Here is an 18,404-nt window from a genome sequence, read left to right on the forward strand (position 1 = left end):
TGATGTCACGTGAACGGGATAATGCAGACCATAACGCAAACTGGTCTCGCCGGTCTCTTCTGGCGGGATCCACGGCGCTGGTCGCCGCAGCAGCCACGCTCGGGACCGGCGGGAGCACCGTCGCGCAGACGCGACCGGCCCAGGCCCCTTCTCCGGCGCCGGCCCCGGCTGCCGCCCCGGCAGCGGGAGGCAGGCCGCCGAACATTCTGGTGATCTTCGGCGACGACATCGGCATCTCGCAGATCAGCGCCTACACAATGGGGCTGATGGGCTATCGCACGCCCAACATCGACCGTATCGCCAATGAGGGGGCGCTTTTCACGGATTCCTACGGCCAGCAGAGCTGCACCGCCGGCCGTGCCTCCTTCATTCTGGGGCAGGAACCCTTCCGCACGGGGCTCCTGACCATCGGCATGCCGGGTGATCCCCATGGCATCGTCGACTGGATGCCGACCATCGCCGACGTGATGAAGACCAAGGGCTATGCTACCGGCCAGTTCGGCAAGAACCATCTGGGCGATCAGGACCAGCATCTGCCCACGAACCACGGCTTCGACGAATTCTTCGGCAACCTCTACCACCTCAACGCGGAGGAGGAGCCGGAGGGCTATTTTTATCCGAAGGATCCGGAATTCCGGAAGAAGTACGGCCCGCGCGGCGTGATCCGCTCCAGCGCAGACGGCAAGATGGAGGATACGGGACCGCTCAATACCAAGCGCATGGAGACGGTGGACGAGGAATTCCTCACCGCCGCGAAGGACTTCATCGATCGCCAGCACAAGGCGTCGAAGCCGTTCTTCGTCTGGTTCAACGCCACCCGCATGCATGTCTTCACACACCTGAAGGCCGAGAGTAACGGCAAGACCGGCAAGGGCCTGCACGCCGACGGCATGGCCGAGCATGACGGGCACGTGGGGCAGCTGCTGAAACAGCTGGACGATCTAGGCATTACGGACAACACCATCGTCCTCTACACCACTGACAACGGCGCCGAACTCGCCCTGTGGCCGGACGGCGCCATGACGCCGTTCCATGGCGAGAAGGGGACCACGTGGGAGGGCGGCATGCGCATTCCCATGATGGTGCGCTGGCCCGGCGTGGTGAAGCCGGGCACGACGATCAACGACATCGTGACGCTGATGGACTGGATGCCGACCTTTGCGACTGCGGCCGGCATTCCGAACCTGAAGGAGACCATGAAGACGGGTTTCACCTCGGGGACAAAGACCTTCAAGGTGCATCTGGATGGCTACGACCTGACATCGCTGCTCAAGGGTGATGCCAAGACCCCGCCGCGAGACGCCATGTATTATTTCGATCAGGGCGGCAATCTGAATGCCATCCGCTGGAATGACTGGAAGCTCAGTTTTGCGGTCGCCAGCGAGGGCAATATCGCGACGGCTTTGCGCGAGACGCCGAGCTGGGCTGTCATCGCCAATCTGCGAATGGACCCATACGAACGCGGGATGAAGGAAGGGGGCGGGGCCATCGAGTTCCTGGCCCGGAACATGTGGCTGCTTGTGCCCATACAGGGGAAGATCAAGGAGTTCTTCGCCGACTTCGATCAGTTCCCCTATCAGGAGGGAAGTACGCTCAACGCGGGCGGCATCAACTATGGGATGCTCCGCCAGCAGGCGGCGTTGAAGCGCATACAGGACATCGAGCGTCTGACGCCCGCACGATGAAGCGAAACCGGCGGGGGCGCCGACAGGTGCCCCTGCCCACCCGGCTCAACCCCCTGATCTCTGACACGTGTACGGAAGACGTGATCTCAGATCTCGCATGCCGATGTGGTCGATGAACTTGTCGATGTCTTTCAGGACGTGCTCTGCCGGGATCTGGCGCAGTGTGCGTCGTGCCACATTAGGCGGATCTGCCGGTAGCATTTCGGGCTCACCTGGCGCCATGATGCCGTGCGGATAAGACAAAAAGGGGGAAACAAAAAATGGCGCATCGCATCTATGTTTTGAATGGGCCCAATCTCAACCTGCTGGGCCAGCGCGAGCCTGCCATCTACGGGTCCACGACCCTGAAGGAGATTGCCGACAGCTGTACGGAGCGGGCGCATGCGCTCGGGTTCGAGGTCGATTTCCGGCAGACGAATTTCGAGGGCGAACTGGTCGAGAGCGTGCATGAGGCGCGGGAGAATGGCGCCGGCATCATCATTAATCCCGCAGGCTATACCTTCACCTCGGTGGCCCTGATGGATGCGTTGAAGATGTTCGACGGGCCGAAGATCGAGCTGCACATCTCCAACGTCCATGCACGCGAGAGCATCTACCACAAGTCGCTGGTTTCGCCGGTGGCCACTGGCATCCTCATCGGCTTCGGTGCCAATGGCTACCTGCTGGCGCTGGAGGCCATGGCAGCTCTGCTCGCCAAGGGCTGAGGCCCGGCGCCGGGAGCGGGGAGCTCAGCGCCGGAGCATGGCGAGAATGGTCTCCACCACCGTCTGCCGGCGCCGCGCCAACACCTCCGGCGCGCCCATGTCGTGATCGAACACCTGCCGGATCGTGGCACGGTTCGACACGTTGTAGAAGCTCAGCGCGCTGGTGGTCAGGTGGATGTCGAGCGGCGAGAGGCCGGGCCGGAACAGACGCTGGGCAACGCCGCGCTCATAAATGTCCCGGATCACGCCGATGATGGACAGGTTCAACTCGGCAATCTTGGCCGAGCTGGAGAGATGACGGGCGTGGTGGATGTTCTCGATCATCACCATCCGTACGAAATCCGGATTTTCGGCGTGATAGTCGAAGGTGAAGCCGGCCAGTTTCGCCATCGCCTCGCGGGGGGGCAGCGCCGAGAGATCGAGGCCGCGCTCGAAGCTGCGAATGCGCTCGTACATGGCCTCCAGCACGGCGCGATAGAGCCCCTCCTTGTCCCCGAAATAATAATAGATCATCCGCTTGCTGGTGGCGGTCTTGGCGGCGATCTCGTCCACCCGCGCGCCCCTGAGCCCATGCTCGACGAACTCGATGCGGGCGGCTTCAAGGATGTTGCGGCGCACACCTTCCGGGTCCTGTGTCCAGGACTGCGTCTTGCGTTCGGGCCGCGTTGAAATCTCGGTCTTGTCCATCACATCCGTCGCCGCCGACCGTTACGCTCACTGGGTTTGCGAACCAAATGTACTGCGTGGTCCATTTGGCTTGACCAAATGAACCATCTGGTACATTTCAATGGTAGCAGAAAATTTGCGCAAGCCGGGTGTCCGGTGCGCTCTCGATCCCAGGCGCTCGCAGAAGCGCCGGCATAAACCGCAACGGACCGGCTCCTAGAAGGCCGGCCGTCGAGGAAACGCCATGAACTACGTGCTGGATTTCACGCCGGTCATCGATGGGCTTCCGGACCTGCTCGCCGGATGCCTCGGCACCTTTCTGCTCGCCCTTGGGGGCATGCTGCTGGCGATCATCATCGGCATCGGCGGAGTGGTGCTGCGGGATTCGCGTTTCCCCGCCTGCCGCTGGGCGGTGAAGGCCTTCGTGGAGCTGATCCGCAACACACCGTTTCTGGTGCAGATCTTCTTCATCTATTTCGCCTTGCCGCTCGCCGGCCTGCGCCTCGATCCGACTCCCACCGCCATCATCGCGCTGGGCATCAATGGGGGGGCGTATGCCATCGAGATCATCCGGGGCGGCGTACAGTCCATCAGCAAGGGACAGATCGAGGCCGGCCTCGCCCTCGGCCTGCACAGGGCGCTCGTGTTCCGGCTGATCGTGCTGAAGCCTGCGCTGCGGGCGGTCTTTCCCTCTCTCGCCAGCCAGTTCGTGATGCTGACGCTCACCACCAGCGTCGCCTCGGCGATCTCCGCCTATGAACTCACCTCGGTGGCGCAGCGGATCGAGTCCGAGACCTTCCGCAGCTTCGAGGTCTTCGGCACCATCACTTTGATGTATCTCGTCATCTCGTGGATGATGATGGCCTTCTTCTCGCTGATCTCCGCCCGCTATTTCAGCTATCCGGTAAAGTGAGGAGGGCGGAATGAATCTCGGTGAATTCCTCTTCCTCCTCTCGGGTCTGAAATGGACCGTGGCGCTCTCGGCCATCGCCTTCGTGTTCGGGTGTGCCGGGGGCCTTGCCATCGCACTGATGCGCACGTCCGGCATCGTGCCGCTGGAGCGCGCGACGGCGGGCTACATCGCTCTCTTTCAGGGCACGCCCCTGCTGATGCAGCTGTTCGTGGTCTATTACGGGCTGGCACTGCTCGGCCTGCATCTGAACGCCTGGGTCGCCGTCTCGCTCGGCTTCACCCTGCATGCCAGCGCGTATCTGGGCGAGATCTGGCGCGGCGCCATCCAGGCGGTGCCGCGCGGCCAGACGGAGGCCTCCAGCGCGCTGAGCCTGAAATATGTGTCCCGCATGAAGGATGTGGTGCTGCCGCAGGCGTTGCGCATCTCCCTGCCGGCGACCATCGGCTTTCTTGTGCAGCTGATCAAAGGCACCTCGCTTGCCTCCATCGTCGGCTTCACCGAACTGGCACGGGCCGGAAACATGGTCTCCAACCAGATCTTCAAGCCGCTGCTCGTGTTCGGAGTGGTCGGCATTCTCTACTTCCTGATGTGCTGGCCGCTGTCGCTTTACGGCGCGCATCTCGAACGCCGCCTCGCTGCTGCCGAGCGCTGAGGGCGGGCCAGGAACCAACGGGAACACCGGACAGGAACGGACAGAAAGACCGCAAAACAAAAACCTCGAAGGGAGAAAACAGATGAACCGCTTTGCGCCAAATCGTCGTTTCGTCGTCGCTGCGCTCGCCACAGCGCTCGCTTTTCCCATATTCGCGCCTGGGCCCGCCGCCGCCATCACGCCCGCGGAGATCAAGGCCCGCGGCAAGCTGATCGTCGGCATCCAGGGCGATAACGCCCCCTGGGGCTTCGTCACCAGTGAAGGCAAGCAGGATGGCATCGACGCCGACATCGCCCGCCTCTATGGACAGGAGCTGGGCGTGCCGGTGGAGTTCATGCCGCTGGAGGTGAACAACCGCATTCCGGCGCTGACGGCGGGCCGGGTGGACGTGCTCTTCGCCACCATGGCCATGCTGCCGGAACGGGCCAAGGCCGTGCAGTTCAGCAAGCCCTATGTGGCGAACGCCATCGTGCTGATCGGCCCCAAGGCCGATGAGATCAAGAGCCCGGCCGACATGGGCAAATACACCATCGGCGTCGCCAAGGGCGCGGCGCAGGATACGCAGGTGACGAAGAACGCCCCCTCCGGCACCACCATCCGCCGCTATGACGGCGATGCGGCCAGCATTCAGGCGCTCGTGTCCGGGCAGGTGCAGGCGCTGGGCGGCAACATCTTCTATCTGCAGCGTATCGATCAGGCCAAGCCCGGCGTGTTCGAGAACAAGCTGGAATTCCAGAAGCTCTACAACGGCGCCTGTACACGCCTCGGCGAGAAGGAATTCAACGCCTCCATCAACGCCTTCATCGACAAGATCAAGGCCAATGGCGAGCTGCAGAAGATCTACGACAAGTGGATGAAGGTGCCGGTGCCGCAGTTCCCGGACAGCATCGAGGGCGTGCCCTTCACCGCCGGATGATCAGCGGCTCGCTGGTCACAGCACGAGGAGAACTGGCCATGACGAGGCATGACACCGCCATGAGCGGAACCGCCGCGGAAGCCATGATCGTCATGGCCGAGGTCGAGAAGTGGTATGGCAGCTTTCAGGCCCTGTCCGGTATCAACCTGTCGGTCCGCCGGGGCGAGAAGATCGTCCTGTGCGGGCCGTCCGGGTCCGGCAAGTCCACGCTCATCCGCTGCATCAACCATCTGGAAGCCTATCAGAAGGGCGAGATCCGGGTCGGCGGCACGCTGCTGGGCGATGACGGCCGTACCATCGACGCTGTGCGCCGCGAGGTGGGCATGGTGTTCCAGCACTTCAACCTGTTCCCGCACATGAGCGTGCTGCGGAACTGCATGCTGGCGCCCATGCGGGCGCTTGGCATCGGCCGCAAGGAGGCCGAGGCGACGGCGCGCGATCTGCTGGCGCGGGTCAAGATCATCGAGCAGGCGGATAAATACCCCGCCCAGCTGTCCGGCGGCCAGCAGCAGCGCGTCGCTATCGCCAGGGCGCTGTGCATGCGCCCGAGCGTGATGCTGTTCGACGAGCCCACATCCGCCCTTGATCCGGAGATGGTCAAGGAGGTGCTGGACACCATGGTCGCGCTCGCGGAGGAGGGCATGACCATGATCTGCGTGACGCATGAAATGGGCTTCGCGCGGCAGGTGGCGGATCGGGTCATCTTCATGGCCGAGGGCAGCATCGTCGAGGAGGCGCCGCCCGATATCTTCTTCACCCAGCCGCGCCATGCGCGCACGCGCAAATTTCTCGGCGAGATCCTGCGGTCCCATTAAGGGCGCGGAAGGCGGCATATCCGGGCAGGAGCGGGGACCCTGCCCGTCGAGCGGATCGGGACACGGCATGATCACGGGAACAACACGGCTTATCGGCCACATCGGCTTTCCGACCGAAAGCTTCAAGTCGCCGATGATCTACAACCCCTATTTCGAACGCGAGGGCATCGACGCCGTGGTGGTGCCGCTGGGGTGCCGCAGCGCAGACTATCCGGCCTTCCTCAAGCTGTTCTTCGGCCTGACCAATGTGCTGGGCACCCTGATCACCATGCCGCACAAGGTGGCCACCCTTGCGCTGGTGGACGAGGTCTCGCCCACCGCCGCCATCGCTGGGGCCTGCAATGCGGTGCGGCGTGACGGGGACGGCCGGCTGATCGGCGACATGTTCGACGGGGAAGGGTTCGTGCGCGGCCTTCGTCGCAAGGGGCGCGCCATTGCCGGCGCGCGGGCGCTTGTGGTCGGTGCTGGCGGGGTCGGGTCGGCCATTGCCGCTTCGCTCGCGAAGGCCGGTGTGGCGGAACTCGGCCTGTTCGATCATCAGGGAGGGATCGCCGAGGCGCTGGGCGGGCGCCTCTCCCGCCATTATCCCGGCCTGCATGTGGCGATGGGAACGGATGATCCCGCAGGCTTCGACATCGTCGTCAATGCCACGCCGCTCGGCATGCGTGCAGGCGATCCGCTTCCTGTGGACGTGGCCCGCATCGCGCCTTCCGCCTTCGTGGGCGAGGTGGTGATGACGCATGAGGTCACTCCCTTCCTGGCCGCCGTCCGCGCGCGCGGATGCGCGTTCCAGGTGGGCACCGACATGCTGTTCGAGCAGATACCCGCCTATCTCGAGTTCTTCGGCCTGCCGTCCACCACAGCGGACGAACTGCGCACCAGTGCGCGGCTCGTGTGAAAGGAGCGTGCCATGATCCCCTCCATTGCCACCGTGTGCGTTGCCGGAACTCTCGTGGAAAAGCTGGAGGCCATCGCGGCGGCGGGCTTCCCCATGGTCGAAATATTCGAGAACGACCTGATCGCCTTTCCCGGCTCGCCCGCCGAGGTGCGGCGGATCTGTGCCGATCTTGGCCTCGCCATCATCACCTGCCAGCCGTTCCGCGATTTCGAGGGCATGCCGGAGGCGCGGCGGCAGCGTACTTTCGATAGGGCCGAGCGTAAGTTCGACCTGTTGCAGGAGCTGGGCAGCGACCTGCTGTTCGTCTGCTCGAATGTCTCCCCTGAAGCGCTGGGTGGCATGGATCGCCAGGTGCAGGATTTCGTGGAGCTGGGCGAGCGGGCGGCGCAGCGGGGCCTGCGTGTGGGCTATGAGGCGCTCTCCTGGGGGCGCCATGTCTTCGATTATCGCGATGCCTGGGAGATCGTGCGCCGCGCGGACCGCCCCAATGTGGGCGTCGTTCTGGACAGCTTCCACATCCTCGCGCGGGGGCTGGAGCTGGCCTCCATGGGGCGCATTCCGCGCGAGAAGATCGCCATGGTGCAGATGGCGGATGCTCCGCTGCTGCAACTGGATCCCCTCTCGTGGAGCCGGCACTGGCGCTGCCTGCCGGGGCAGGGCGATCTCGATCTGTCCGGCTTCATGGATGCCCTCGTGAGCACCGGTTATGACGGCGTGCTGTCGCTGGAGATCTTCAACGACCGCTTCCGCGCCGGCTCGGCGCGCTCGGTGGCGCTGGATGGCCATCGCTCGCTGATCTGGCTGCTGGACGAGACCGCGCGACGGCACCGCCGTCCGGTGCCGGGCGCGGTGCCGATGCCGCCGCCGGGGCCGGTGGAGGCGGTGGAGTTCATCGAGTTCGCCGTCTCGGAGACCGCGCGCCCCAGCCTGGAGCATCTGCTGGCCGCCCTCGGCTTTGCCCAGGCCGGGCGGCATCGCTCGAAGGACGTGACGCTCTGGAGCCAAGGCGACATCCGCATCGTGCTCAACAGCGATGCGGAGGGCTTTGCGCACAGCTATCAGATCACCCACGGCACGTCGGTCTGCGCGCTGGCCTTGCGGGTGCCCGATGCGCGGGCGGCGATCGAGCGCACCCGCGCGCTGCGCGACGTGCCCTATGCGGGCGCCATCGGGCCGGGCGAACTCGATATTCCAGCGGTGCGCGGGGTGGGCGGCAGTCTGGTGTATTTCCTCGACCGGGCCTCGGCGCTGGGGCGCTGGTCGCTGGTGGATTTCGAGCCCTCGCTCAACGCCGTGCAGGGCGTGGGGCTGCTGCACGTCGATCACGTCGCCCAGACCATGCAGTATGAGGAAATGCTGACGTGGCTCCTGTTCTATTCTTCGCTGTTCGACACCCGCAAGACGCCGAGCCAGGCGGTGATGGACCCCGGCGGGGTGGTCCAGAGTCAGGTGGTGGAGAGCGGCCTCGACAGCACGGCCGGGCAGGGGCTCAGGCTGATCCTGAACGGCTCGCAGAGCCATCGCACCCTGTCCGCACGCTTTATCCATGAGGCGTTCGGTTCCGGTGTCCAGCACGTGGCCTTCGCCGCGTCCGACATCGTGGCCACCGTGGGTCGTCTGCGCGCCGCTGGCGTGCCCCTGCTGACGATCCCGGAAAATTACTACGACGACCTTGAGGCGCGCACCGATTTGCCGCCGGAGGAGATCGCGCGGATGCGCGCGCTGGGCATCCTCTATGACCGGGATGGTGCCGGCGAGTTCCGGCAGGCCTATACCGTGCCGCTGGAAGGCGGGCTGTTCTTCGAGATCGTCCAGCGCGACGGCTATGAGGGCTATGGCGCGGCGAATGCCGGCATCCGGCTGGCGGCGCAGGCGCGCTTGCAGCAGATGGAGGCTGCGCCCTTCGAGTGAAGGGGCGCGCCCTGCTGTTGCTAGGCCGGACCCAGCCGCCGGATGTTGCCGAGCAGTTCCTCGGCGAGACGTAGCGCGCCGCCGCAGGCAAGGACCATCTGCGGCAGCACGAGCCATTCCACCGTCCATGCAGCGCCCGAGCGCTCCTGCTCGTGGACCATGGCCTGTTGCAGTGTCCCCGTCGCGCCGGCGGTGAAGCGGGCCAGTGCCACCAGCATTTCGGCGGCCACCGGATTCTGTTTGTGCGGCATGGCGGAAGAGCCGCCACCGCCGGAGAGCGCGATCTCCTCTCCCATCTGGGCCATCAGCGCCACATCCTGCCCGAGCTTGCCGAGGCTGCCGGTGATGAGTGCCATCGCGTGGCCGATATCCATGATGAGCGTGCGATCGGTATGCCATTGGGCGAGATCGGCTAGGCCGAGAAGGTCCGCCAGCGTCCCCCGTACGGTCGGTCCGTGATGTCCAAGGGCTGCCAACGTGCCCGTAGCGCCGCCAAACTGCACCGGCAGTCGCAGGGCCGCCAACCGGGCAGCGTGGGACGCCAACGGCGCGCGCCACGCACCGAGGCGGTCGGCGACGGTGATGGGCGTGGCCGCCTGCATGCGCGTGCGCCCCATGAGAGGCCGCGTGCCGAACGCGGTGTTCAGCGCGTCGAGACGGTCCGTGATCCGGCCGAGGCGCTGCTGCATCAGCACGAGGATGGGCTTGAGGCGGAGCATCAGCGCGGTATCGATCACATCCTGGCTGGTGGCCCCCAGATGGACGTGAGACGCATGGGCGGCTCCGACCGCCTGCCGCAGCTGACGCACCAATTCCGGCACCACTACGCCATCACGCGAAGTCGCCGCCGCAAGCGCGGCCATGTCGGGCGTGAAAGCAGAGCAGACGCGCCGGATCCCGGACGCTGACGCCTCTGGCACGAGGCCATGGCGCGCCTGCGCTTCGGCGAGCGCGACCTCGAAGGCGAGCATGGCCGCGATCTCCCGCGCTGGCGACAGGGCGTCGCGCGTTTCCGCGTCGCCGAGCAGGCCGGAGAGCCAGGGGTGGTCGAATGCGGTAGTGCCCATGTCTCTGCTCGATCATCCCGCTTCCGGTGTGTCTCCTTCTCAGATGTCGAAGAAGACGGTTTCCTGCGGCCCCTGGAGATGGATGTCGAACACATAATGCGGGGCGGTGCCGGTGGCGATCAGGGTCGACACCCGATCCCTGTGCTCGATGCGGGCCAGCACGGGGTCGGCGGCATTGGCCTGTGCCTCGTCCGGAAAATAAAGGCGCGTATGCAGCCCGATGTTGATGCCGCGCGCTACGATCCATAGCGTGACGTGCGGTGCCATCGGGCGACCGTCAGGATAGGGCACCCGACCGGGCTTGATGGTCTCGAAGCGGAATTCGCCCGTTACGGCGTCCGCGGGGCCGCGGCCCCAGCCGGCAAAGTGCGGGTCGGCGCTGCCGCGGGTCTCGCTGGGGCTGTTGTAGAGCCCGGCCGCGTCCGCCTGCCAGATCTCGACAACGGCGTCCTTCAGCGGCGCACCGGCTCCGTCGAACACCCTGCCGGTGATGACGATGCGCTCCCCCTGCGTGCGTTCGTTCACCAGGGCGGTGCCAAGATCCTGCGGGTAGACACCGGTGATATCGCAGAAGTTCGGGGTCAGGCCGATATGCACATACGGGCCTGCGGTCTGGGAGGGGGTTTCCTTCAGATAGCCGAGGGACTGGGCCATCAGTTGCCCTCCCTGCGGTTCTCGAACAGGGTCGAGCGCCGGCCGCGCAGCACGATGTCGAACTTGTAGGCGCGGCTGTCCATGGGCACCGTATTGCCCCAGTCCATGGGCGCGATCAGCTGCTCGATGGCGGAGCGGTCGGGGATCGCGTTCACGATCGGGCATTTCCAGATCATGGGGTCGCCCTCGAAATACATCTGGGTGATCAGGCGCTGCACGAAGCCGTGGCCGAAGATGGAGAAATGGATGTGGGCCGGGCGCCAGTCATTCACACCGTTCGGCCAGGGATAGGCGCCGGGCCGAATGGTGCGGAAGGCATAGGCGCCGTCCGCATCGGTGATGGTGCGTCCGCAGCCACCGAAATTGGGGTCGATGGCGGCCAGATAGGTTTCCTTCTTGTGCCGGTAGCGCCCTCCCGCATTGGCCTGCCAGAACTCCACCAGCACGTTGGGTACCGCGCGCCCGCGCTCGTCCAGCACCCGGCCATGGACGATGATGCGTTCGCCGATGGCGCTCTCGCCGGGGCGAGCGAAATTATGGATGAGGTCGTTGTCCAGCTCGCCGATCATGGCATGACCGAACACCGGGCCGGTGATTTCGCTGAGCGTGCTGCCCAGCGAGAGCAGAGCCCGCTGCGGCGAACGCAGGACAGAGGTCTTGTAGCCGGGGGTGTAGGCCGGCGGATGCCAGCTCCGGTCGCGGGCGAAGAAGGGGCCGGTTTCGGGCTGGCTGTTGGATTTATCGAACATCCTGTTCCTCCCCGCCGAACGCGGCATCGGCGTCCAGCTGATCAAACGTCTTCTTCGCAATCTTGATCGCGTGATTGGCGGCGGGAACGCCCGCATAGATGGCCACATGCAGGAGAGCCTCGCGCACGTCCTCGCGCGTTGCGCCGGTGTTGACCGTGGCGCGGATGTGCATGGCCACTTCCTCGTCCTGGCCGAGGGCCGCCAGCAGGGCGATGGTGACGATGGAGCGTTCGCGAGGGGTGAAGTCCGGGCGGGACCACACGTGCCCCCAGGCGGCCTCGGTGATCAGCTCCTGAAAGGGGGCATCGAAGGGCGTGGTCAGTGCTTGCGCCCTGTCCACATGTGCGCCGCCGAGCACGGCCCGGCGGGTGGCCATGCCTTGCGCGTGACGCACCGAAAGCGGCTTGGCGTCAGACATAAGAAGAGCCCTCCGTGAGTGCGGCGAGGAAAGCGCGGATGTGGGAGGCGAGGGCGGCGGGCTGTTCGATGCAGGGGAGATGACCGCAGTCCGCGATGACGGCGAACCCGGCCTCCGGGATGAGGTTGGCGAGGCTCCGCACCACGTCGGGCGGGGTCGCTCCGTCCCGGTCGCCCACGAGGCAGAGCGCGGGCACGGTGATCGCGCGGGCCGCCTGCGTGTAATCCGCGTCGCGGATCGCCGCGCATGTGGCGGCGTAGCCCTGCGGTGACTGGCGGGCCAGCATGTTGCGGTAGCCCGCATAGTCCGCATTCTCCGCCACCCGGTAGGCCGGCGTGAACCAGCGCTCCATCACCGGATCGAGCAGCGGGGCGAGCCCTTCCGCGTCCACCGCCGCAATGCGCGCATCCCAGCTTTCGGCGGTGCCGATGCGGTGGGCGGTGTCGCAGAAGACTACCCCCGCCACGAGATCTGGGCGGCGCTGGTGGAGCGCCAGCGCGATCAGCCCGCCGACCGACAGGCCACAGAGGAGCACGCGGGCGATGCCCAGTGCGCCGAGAAGGCGTTCCAGATCGCCGGCATGGTCCTCGATGCTCTGGGGCAGTGCGCCGAGATCCGACAGGCCGTGCCCGCGCTTGTCATAGAGCAGGAAGGCCGCATGGGGCGCGAGTTCCTCTGCCACCGTCTCCCAGATGCGGAAGTCGGTGCCGAGGGAATTGATGGCTACCACAACCGGCTGGCGCGAGGCGTTCCCGCACAGGCGGTAATGGATTGCGACCTCCCCGACGCGCATGAAAGGCACCTGCGCCACCTCCACCTTTTCTGCCATTTTGAACAGCGCGTTCGGTGAGGAAAAATGATATTTAGGGCCTCTGGAATAACCCCACGGTTATGGTTCCATGATCGACAGCCGCATCAAGGTGCGCCACCTCCAGACCTTTGTGGAGGTGGCCCGGCAGAAGAGCGTGATGCGGGCCGCGGCCCTGCTGAACGTGAGCCAGCCCGCAGTGACCAAGACCATCCGCGAGCTGGAGGAGATCCTCGGCATTGCGGTGATCGAGCGCGACGGGCGCGGCGTGCGCCTTACCCGACATGGGGAGGTGTTCCTCAAATATGCCGCGAGCGCCATTGCGACCATCCGGCAGGGGCTGGATTCCGTCTCGCAGGACGGGCAGGGCACGGTTGCGCCGGTGCGTGTCGGGGCTCTGCCCACGGTGTCCTCACGCATCATGCCGCGTGCCATGGAACTGTTCTTCAGGGCGGAAACCTGGGGGCGGGTCCGCATCGTCACGGGCGAGAATACAGTCTTGCTCGACCAGTTGCGGGTGGGGCAGCTGGATGTCGTGGTTGGACGGCTGGCCGCGCCGGAGAAGATGGCGGGATTTTCGTTCGAGATGCTCTATTCCGAGCAGGTGGCATTTGTCGTGCGGGCGGGCCATCCGCTGCTGAAGGCCCGCGAGAAGCTGTTCGCCCGTCTCGGGGAGCATATCGTCCTGATGCCGACGCCTTCCTCCGTCATTCGGCCGCTCGTGGACAGCCTCCTGATCGCGCATGGGCTCGCAAATTTGCCCCACCAGATCGAGACGGTGTCGGACTCCTTCGGTCGTGATTTCCTGCGCCGCACCGATGCAGTGTGGATCATCTCACGCGGTGTCGTGGCGCATGATCTCGCAGATGGCTGGCTCCTGGAGCTTCCCATAGATACCCGAGAGACAAGAGGAGCCGTGGGATTGACCGTGCGTGCGGATGCGGAGCGTTCGGCGTTGCTGGCTCTGGTGATGCAAACCATTCGCGAAGCGGCGCGGGAGGCGTCCGATTGCCATAGCGTCATCGTCCGGAGGCCATGAAGGCCACTAACCGGAGGATGCCTTTTGAAGGCGTGGCGCATCGGTTCGTCGGCCTCGACCTCCATCGCTCACGGAAACTCGACGACGGGTGGGCTGCGGCGGTGTCTCGGAAGGATGAGGGGCGTGCTTCGATGTCGCCCAGGCATGTCCTTAAGGGCGCTGGGCTTCTGACTGATGGACTATATCACAATGGACATCTTGACTTTAAATATTTGCAATGTCGGGGCGTGACAATGGGCGACGCTTTTATTATCGTCCTGTAGACAGGGTCGATGCATAGATCTAGGGTTTTGCGTTGCATTTATCTCCGCGGGAGGTGATGAAATCGCGAATGCTAGCCATATTTAATAGCGCTTACGCTGTCTGGCTGCGGTGATCCGCTGGCGAAGCCTGTGAGGACCTGATCCCCGTTTTTACGGCCAGTCAGAGCTGGCATGTCCAGTTCCGGATGGCCCGAACGCCTGCTTCACGGGACCCCCTTCGCAGGGACAGGCCAGTAAATAGCGCAATACAGCCATCGTAGAAGGGCATCGTAGAAGGGATCTGCGAACGATCGCTATCGAAAACTGGTAGCCTCTGGCGTTCCGCTGCGATGCGCCGAAAAGAACGTGCTCGCACCGTCTCCGCTTTGGACTGCAGAATACCCAGTAACGACATTTGACGAAATCTGGCATCGGGGGATTGCGGATGACGTTTCTTGCCGAGTTCGACGCAGCGGCTGGCAATCCGCCGGCGCAGGTCGGTGTCGTCATCAAGTGGCTGCGCTCCAATTGGCCGGCGATGTATGCCGAACTGCGCGCTGATCGGCCCATCCTTCCGACCGCGGCATTCACCATGGTCACGCGGGCAACCGACGTCCTCGCCGTGCTGGCGCAGCCCAGTTTATACTCGGTGCGCGGCAACCAGCGGGCGATGGACCCGGCGGTCGGGCCGTTCATGCTCGCCCGCGACGAGACCGAGATCAACTGGGAAGAAAAGGGTCTGATGCGCGCGCTGCTGCGCTGGGACGATCTTCCCCGGGTTCGGGCGCTGGCCGGCCATGTGAGCGCGGCAGCAATCGCCAACGCCGTTGGGAAAGCAGGCGCAACGGGACCGCGTCTCGATGTCGTGCCGACGATCGCACGCGCGGTGCCGCTTGCGATCGTCCAGCACATTTTCGGGTTCGCTGCGCCGAGCGACGACTTGCTGCGCTGGTCCTTTGCGACCCAGCACGGCATGTTTCGCAATTCTCCCTTCAGTGCCGATGTACTGGCGAGCTGCCACAAGGCCGGCGAAGAGATGCGGGCGTGGCTGAAGCCCTTCCTCGCCGCAAAACGGGCGTACGCGCCGTCAGGCGGCATGGATGCAGTGAGCCGGCTCATCGATATCAGCCAAGCGCCCGCAGCAGGGATTTCACCCGAACGTGTGCTCAGCAATGTCTGCGGATTGCTGGTCGGCGCGATCGAGACGAGTTCGCAGGCGATCGTGCAGATCATCGACCAGTTCCTGGAACATGCCGATTGGCGCGAGGCAGCGCTCGCCGCCGACGCAGCGGGCAACATCGCTGCTTTCGACGCATACGTATTTGAGGCGCTTCGCTTCAATCCCATCACCACGATCCAGTTCCGCTTCGTGGAGCAGGACCGTGTGCTGGGCGAAGGAACCACCTATGCGACGCCGGTCAAGGCTGGGACCGTGCTCGCGGTCTGCACTGGATCGGCGATGTTCGATGCCGCGCTCATGCCCGACCCCGATCGCTTCGATGCCACCAGGCCAGCGAACGCCTATCTGCACTTCGGCGTGGGCCATCATGAGTGTCTCGGTCGCTACGTCGGACAGGTGTCGATCCCCGAAGCGGTGCGTCAGCTCCTGCGGCAGCCGGGCCTGGCCCGTGCAGCCCATCCCGCCGGTGCGATCGACTTTGCGGGCGGCCCTTTCCCCGAGCATCTCGTCGTGACCTGGAGCGGCGGGGCGACTGCGGCGAAACACTGCATGGTCACTCGCACCGACACAACGGAGTCCGCCGCTTGACCGGGCAAGCCAAGCGCAGCAAGCGCCGTGACAAATTCGTCCCCCGGCTGCGGGTCTTCGTCCTCCAGAATTTTGCGCCTTTCTGGCGCGTCGTCGAGCGTATTCCGCTGCTCGCGCGGCTGGTCAACGGGCTCATCATCAATACTGCCTGCAACGCATCGGCGTTCCGACCGCATGTCATGAGCACGCTCTGCGACTATACGTCGTGGACCTCGCTCACCGATCGCACCTATCTTGGCCGGGCCGTGCCTCCGCTGCCCGCCGCGGCGACGAACTGTCCTTCGATCGAGGACACGACCGCGCTTTTCGTGCCACAAGGGCCACAGCAGCAGTGCCCCAAGTCGACACTGCTCTTCCCGATATTCGCCCAGTATCTGACTGACGGCTTCCTGCGGACCAGCGCGACCGATCGCACCAGGACGACATCCAATCACGACATCGACCTCTCGCCGCTCTACGGACGAACCTTCGCGCAGACTGCAGCGCTCAGAGCGAAGCCTGAACAGGTCGAGGGTCGAAAGGGGCGCCTCAAGTCGCAGCTGATCAACGGGGAGGAGTTTCCGCCCGAGCTTTACCAGCTTGGCACGAGCACCCTTTCACCCGATTTTGTTGACGATCACGGTCTGTCCCTGCTCGACAAGCCGCTTGGCATGGGCGCCGATCCGCCCTGGGCGAATGGCGAGCACTCGAGACGTAGGCTCTTCGCGGTCGGCGGCGACCGCGTGAACTCGACCGCGCTGGTCACGATGCTGAACACGTTATTCCTGCGCGAGCACAATCGGCTGGCGGGCGAGATCGAGGCGCGCAATGCGGGGTGGGACGACACCCGTGTGTTCGAGACGGCGCGCAATATCGTCATCGTACTGTTCATCAAGATCGTGATCGAGGAGTACATCAACCACATCTCATCGGCCTGCTTCAAACTCCGCGCTGATCCGCAGGTGGCCTGGCGCGCGCCGTGGAACAGACCGAACTGGATGACCGTCGAATTCGCGCTGCTCTACCGCTGGCACTCTCTGGTGCCGGAAACGATGATCTGGGACGGCGCGCAGATCGAGACAGCCGCGATCCTGCTGGATAACAGCAAGCTGGTCGAGGCGGGTCTTGCCAAGGCGTTTCAATGGGCGGGCAAAACACCGGCTGCGCGGCTCGGTCTCCACAACACGGCAATTTTCCTCGAGCATCAACTCACGGTGGAGTCGCTCGCCATCAAGCAGAATCGCGACCGTCATCTTCCCGGTTACAATGTCTACCGCAAGGCGATGGGCATGAACCCGGTCGACGACTTCGATTGCATGACCGGCGACCGCTCGCGCCAGAAAGAGCTTCTTGCGCTCTACAAGTCGCCCGACGCGGTCGATTTCTATGTCGGCCTGTTTGCCGAGGATCCCGGCCTCAACACGCCGATGCCGCCGTTGCTGGGGGCCATGGTGGCGCTCGACGCTTTCTCGCAAGCGCTCAACAACCCCCTGTTGTCGAAGCAGGTTTATTGCAAGGAGACCTTCACCGCTTATGGCATGGAGGTCATCGAGGGGACTGCGACCCTATGGGATGTCCTTTCGCGGAACATCGGCCCGAATCCGCCGGCGGATCTGCGCGCCGAGCACGTCCGCATGACACGGCCTGACTGGCGTCGGCGCTTCGGCAGTTTCTAGAGCATGTACGGCTTTGATGGCTTCGCAATCCAAGACGAAAGACCTTCTCTATCAATGAGTTGGAGTACCGGCAGCAACGACAATGGATCAACGATGGCGCCTCCGATGGTTGACCGGTTTGGCGAAGGGAGAGGAAGCGATGCGCAAATTCATATTGGCCGTGACGCTGTTGACCTTCACGGGTGCACCAGCCGGCGCCGAGACGATCACCGATCCTGACGCGATCGCTGCACGCCTCAAATTCTGGGCCACCGATCCTGGCGACCCCGTCTATTATGGCGAGGTCCGAACCGTGAATGCAGCGACCAAGCGGATCGGCGGACACTATCAGTGCCTCGCGCTGGCCTTCATCAAGTATGAGGGCGGAGTCTTTCACTACGCGCACAAGATGTGGAGCAAGTCGCCCGACGGCTCCTGCCATTACGATGATGTCACCAAGGTCAAGGTCGGCAATCACGGCGCTTGCGTAAAGGACAGCGAGGCTGGTTTTGGCAACGCCACCGGAACCGCGCGCATGACCAAAGCGAATATCGATTTCGCGAACAGCCGGTTCAGGACCGTTGACACGAAACGCAAGCGCGTCGGCGAGACTGCCGCCTGCATTCCACCGAACGGGGCGACGGCCGGTCTTTATTCGATCAGCATCGTTGACGGGCGCCTGCGCGTCATCACCACCCGGCCGCTCGACTATGAAGTGAGCATCGAGGTGCAGGACGGGAAGAACCCGCCGACCGCCCGGGTCTTCTGAGCCCGGCCGCAGCCACTGTCACACGTGTCACATATGGCGCGAGAAGGGGGCCCAAGTTCTTCGGAAAAAACACAACGGCTTCCAACGGCCGGAACC

At 64.4% G+C, this 18,404-nt stretch carries 18 protein-coding genes; 12 read left to right on the forward strand and 6 right to left on the reverse strand.

All coding sequences use genetic code 11. The annotated features are described in order from the left end of the window. Positions 1 to 2: 2 nt before the first annotated feature. Both IEW24_RS08960 and aroQ read left to right on the forward strand, forming a co-directional pair. Positions 3 to 1,685, forward strand: a complete 1,683-nt coding sequence (locus IEW24_RS08960) for an arylsulfatase (protein WP_188577653.1) — start codon at positions 3 to 5, stop codon at positions 1,683 to 1,685. Positions 1,686 to 1,945: 260 nt separating this feature from the next. After that, complete coding sequence (gene aroQ / locus IEW24_RS08965) at positions 1,946 to 2,389, forward strand: type II 3-dehydroquinate dehydratase (RefSeq protein WP_188577655.1); 444 nt, start codon at positions 1,946 to 1,948, stop codon at positions 2,387 to 2,389. A 24-nt stretch (positions 2,390 to 2,413) separates the two neighbouring features. Here the strand turns inward: aroQ and IEW24_RS08970 are convergent, their stop codons facing one another. Next, positions 2,414 to 3,076: a TetR/AcrR family transcriptional regulator gene (locus IEW24_RS08970; RefSeq protein ID WP_188577657.1), complete on the reverse strand. Its 663-nt coding sequence runs from the start codon at positions 3,074 to 3,076 to the stop codon at positions 2,414 to 2,416. Between the two features lie 223 nt (positions 3,077 to 3,299). Here IEW24_RS08970 and IEW24_RS08975 point away from each other — a divergent pair, with 223 nt between their 5' ends. The 6 genes from IEW24_RS08975 (at position 3,300) to IEW24_RS09000 (ending at position 9,160) form a co-directional block, all read left to right on the forward strand. Next, positions 3,300 to 3,968, forward strand: coding sequence for an amino acid ABC transporter permease (locus IEW24_RS08975; protein ID WP_188577659.1), 669 nt, complete (start codon positions 3,300 to 3,302; stop codon positions 3,966 to 3,968). A gap of 10 nt (positions 3,969 to 3,978) precedes the next feature. Beyond that, positions 3,979 to 4,620, forward strand: a complete 642-nt coding sequence (locus tag IEW24_RS08980; RefSeq protein ID WP_188577661.1) for an amino acid ABC transporter permease — start codon at positions 3,979 to 3,981, stop codon at positions 4,618 to 4,620. A gap of 82 nt (positions 4,621 to 4,702) precedes the next feature. Next, positions 4,703 to 5,536 (forward strand): transporter substrate-binding domain-containing protein, encoded by an 834-nt coding sequence (locus IEW24_RS08985; protein ID WP_188577663.1) that lies wholly within the window; start codon positions 4,703 to 4,705, stop codon positions 5,534 to 5,536. A gap of 83 nt (positions 5,537 to 5,619) precedes the next feature. Continuing rightward, positions 5,620 to 6,351: an amino acid ABC transporter ATP-binding protein gene (locus tag IEW24_RS08990; RefSeq protein WP_188578776.1), complete on the forward strand. Its 732-nt coding sequence runs from the start codon at positions 5,620 to 5,622 to the stop codon at positions 6,349 to 6,351. A gap of 67 nt (positions 6,352 to 6,418) precedes the next feature. Continuing rightward, on the forward strand, positions 6,419 to 7,249 hold the full coding sequence (locus tag IEW24_RS08995; protein WP_188577665.1) for a shikimate dehydrogenase family protein: 831 nt from the start codon (positions 6,419 to 6,421) through the stop codon (positions 7,247 to 7,249). A 12-nt stretch (positions 7,250 to 7,261) separates the two neighbouring features. Then, positions 7,262 to 9,160, forward strand: a complete 1,899-nt coding sequence (locus tag IEW24_RS09000; RefSeq protein ID WP_188577666.1) for a bifunctional sugar phosphate isomerase/epimerase/4-hydroxyphenylpyruvate dioxygenase family protein — start codon at positions 7,262 to 7,264, stop codon at positions 9,158 to 9,160. A 20-nt stretch (positions 9,161 to 9,180) separates the two neighbouring features. Here IEW24_RS09000 and IEW24_RS09005 read toward each other — a convergent pair whose 3' ends face one another. The 5 genes from IEW24_RS09005 to pcaD are packed head-to-tail and all read right to left on the reverse strand — an operon-like array spanning position 9,181 to position 12,850. Next, positions 9,181 to 10,227, reverse strand: coding sequence for a 3-carboxy-cis,cis-muconate cycloisomerase (locus IEW24_RS09005; protein WP_188577668.1), 1,047 nt, complete (start codon positions 10,225 to 10,227; stop codon positions 9,181 to 9,183). A gap of 39 nt (positions 10,228 to 10,266) precedes the next feature. Continuing rightward, positions 10,267 to 10,881: a protocatechuate 3,4-dioxygenase subunit alpha gene (gene pcaG, locus IEW24_RS09010; protein WP_188577670.1), complete on the reverse strand. Its 615-nt coding sequence runs from the start codon at positions 10,879 to 10,881 to the stop codon at positions 10,267 to 10,269. Beyond that, positions 10,881 to 11,630, reverse strand: coding sequence for a protocatechuate 3,4-dioxygenase subunit beta (gene pcaH, locus IEW24_RS09015; RefSeq protein WP_188577672.1), 750 nt, complete (start codon positions 11,628 to 11,630; stop codon positions 10,881 to 10,883). The genes pcaG and pcaH overlap by 1 nt, the downstream gene beginning before the upstream one ends. Then, positions 11,620 to 12,048 (reverse strand): 4-carboxymuconolactone decarboxylase, encoded by a 429-nt coding sequence (gene pcaC / locus IEW24_RS09020; protein ID WP_188577674.1) that lies wholly within the window; start codon positions 12,046 to 12,048, stop codon positions 11,620 to 11,622. The genes pcaH and pcaC overlap by 11 nt, the downstream gene beginning before the upstream one ends. Further along, positions 12,041 to 12,850, reverse strand: a complete 810-nt coding sequence (pcaD, locus tag IEW24_RS09025) for a 3-oxoadipate enol-lactonase (protein ID WP_188578777.1) — start codon at positions 12,848 to 12,850, stop codon at positions 12,041 to 12,043. The genes pcaC and pcaD overlap by 8 nt, the downstream gene beginning before the upstream one ends. A gap of 97 nt (positions 12,851 to 12,947) precedes the next feature. Here pcaD and pcaQ point away from each other — a divergent pair, with 97 nt between their 5' ends. From pcaQ to IEW24_RS09045, 4 genes are all read left to right on the forward strand, one after another. Then, positions 12,948 to 13,895, forward strand: coding sequence for a pca operon transcription factor PcaQ (gene pcaQ, locus IEW24_RS09030; RefSeq protein WP_188577675.1), 948 nt, complete (start codon positions 12,948 to 12,950; stop codon positions 13,893 to 13,895). Positions 13,896 to 14,582: 687 nt separating this feature from the next. Then, positions 14,583 to 15,905 carry a cytochrome P450 gene (locus IEW24_RS09035; protein WP_188577677.1) on the forward strand — a complete coding sequence of 441 codons (1,323 nt, stop codon included), beginning with the start codon at positions 14,583 to 14,585 and terminating at the stop codon, positions 15,903 to 15,905. Further along, the gene (locus tag IEW24_RS09040; RefSeq protein WP_188577679.1) at positions 15,902 to 17,560 is read left to right on the forward strand and encodes a peroxidase family protein; all 1,659 of its coding nucleotides are present in this window, start codon (positions 15,902 to 15,904) and stop codon (positions 17,558 to 17,560) included. The genes IEW24_RS09035 and IEW24_RS09040 overlap by 4 nt, the downstream gene beginning before the upstream one ends. 139 nt (positions 17,561 to 17,699) lie before the next feature. Beyond that, the gene (locus IEW24_RS09045; protein WP_188577681.1) at positions 17,700 to 18,308 is read left to right on the forward strand and encodes a hypothetical protein; all 609 of its coding nucleotides are present in this window, start codon (positions 17,700 to 17,702) and stop codon (positions 18,306 to 18,308) included. Positions 18,309 to 18,404: the final 96 nt, after the last annotated feature.

The organism is Azorhizobium oxalatiphilum, assembly GCF_014635325.1.
Classification (GTDB): domain Bacteria; phylum Pseudomonadota; class Alphaproteobacteria; order Rhizobiales; family Xanthobacteraceae; genus Azorhizobium; species Azorhizobium oxalatiphilum.

What these genes read in the sequence shown, in the direction of transcription:
- IEW24_RS08960 (WP_188577653.1), top strand. Translation starts at nt 3, where the DNA reads ATGTCACGTGAACGGGATAATGCAGACCATAACGCAAACTGGTCTCGC.
- IEW24_RS08985 (WP_188577663.1), top strand. Translation starts at nt 4,703, where the DNA reads ATGAACCGCTTTGCGCCAAATCGTCGTTTCGTCGTCGCTGCGCTCGCC.
- aroQ (WP_188577655.1), top strand. Translation starts at nt 1,946, where the DNA reads ATGGCGCATCGCATCTATGTTTTGAATGGGCCCAATCTCAACCTGCTG.
- pcaQ (WP_188577675.1), top strand. Translation starts at nt 12,948, where the DNA reads ATGATCGACAGCCGCATCAAGGTGCGCCACCTCCAGACCTTTGTGGAG.
- pcaG (WP_188577670.1), bottom strand. Translation starts at nt 10,881, where the DNA reads ATGGCCCAGTCCCTCGGCTATCTGAAGGAAACCCCCTCCCAGACCGCA.
- IEW24_RS08970 (WP_188577657.1), bottom strand. Translation starts at nt 3,076, where the DNA reads ATGGACAAGACCGAGATTTCAACGCGGCCCGAACGCAAGACGCAGTCC.
- IEW24_RS08980 (WP_188577661.1), top strand. Translation starts at nt 3,979, where the DNA reads ATGAATCTCGGTGAATTCCTCTTCCTCCTCTCGGGTCTGAAATGGACC.
- pcaC (WP_188577674.1), bottom strand. Translation starts at nt 12,048, where the DNA reads ATGTCTGACGCCAAGCCGCTTTCGGTGCGTCACGCGCAAGGCATGGCC.
- IEW24_RS09045 (WP_188577681.1), top strand. Translation starts at nt 17,700, where the DNA reads ATGCGCAAATTCATATTGGCCGTGACGCTGTTGACCTTCACGGGTGCA.
- IEW24_RS08995 (WP_188577665.1), top strand. Translation starts at nt 6,419, where the DNA reads ATGATCACGGGAACAACACGGCTTATCGGCCACATCGGCTTTCCGACC.
- IEW24_RS09005 (WP_188577668.1), bottom strand. Translation starts at nt 10,227, where the DNA reads ATGGGCACTACCGCATTCGACCACCCCTGGCTCTCCGGCCTGCTCGGC.
- IEW24_RS09035 (WP_188577677.1), top strand. Translation starts at nt 14,583, where the DNA reads ATGACGTTTCTTGCCGAGTTCGACGCAGCGGCTGGCAATCCGCCGGCG.
- IEW24_RS09000 (WP_188577666.1), top strand. Translation starts at nt 7,262, where the DNA reads ATGATCCCCTCCATTGCCACCGTGTGCGTTGCCGGAACTCTCGTGGAA.
- IEW24_RS08975 (WP_188577659.1), top strand. Translation starts at nt 3,300, where the DNA reads ATGAACTACGTGCTGGATTTCACGCCGGTCATCGATGGGCTTCCGGAC.
- IEW24_RS08990 (WP_188578776.1), top strand. Translation starts at nt 5,620, where the DNA reads ATGATCGTCATGGCCGAGGTCGAGAAGTGGTATGGCAGCTTTCAGGCC.
- pcaH (WP_188577672.1), bottom strand. Translation starts at nt 11,630, where the DNA reads ATGTTCGATAAATCCAACAGCCAGCCCGAAACCGGCCCCTTCTTCGCC.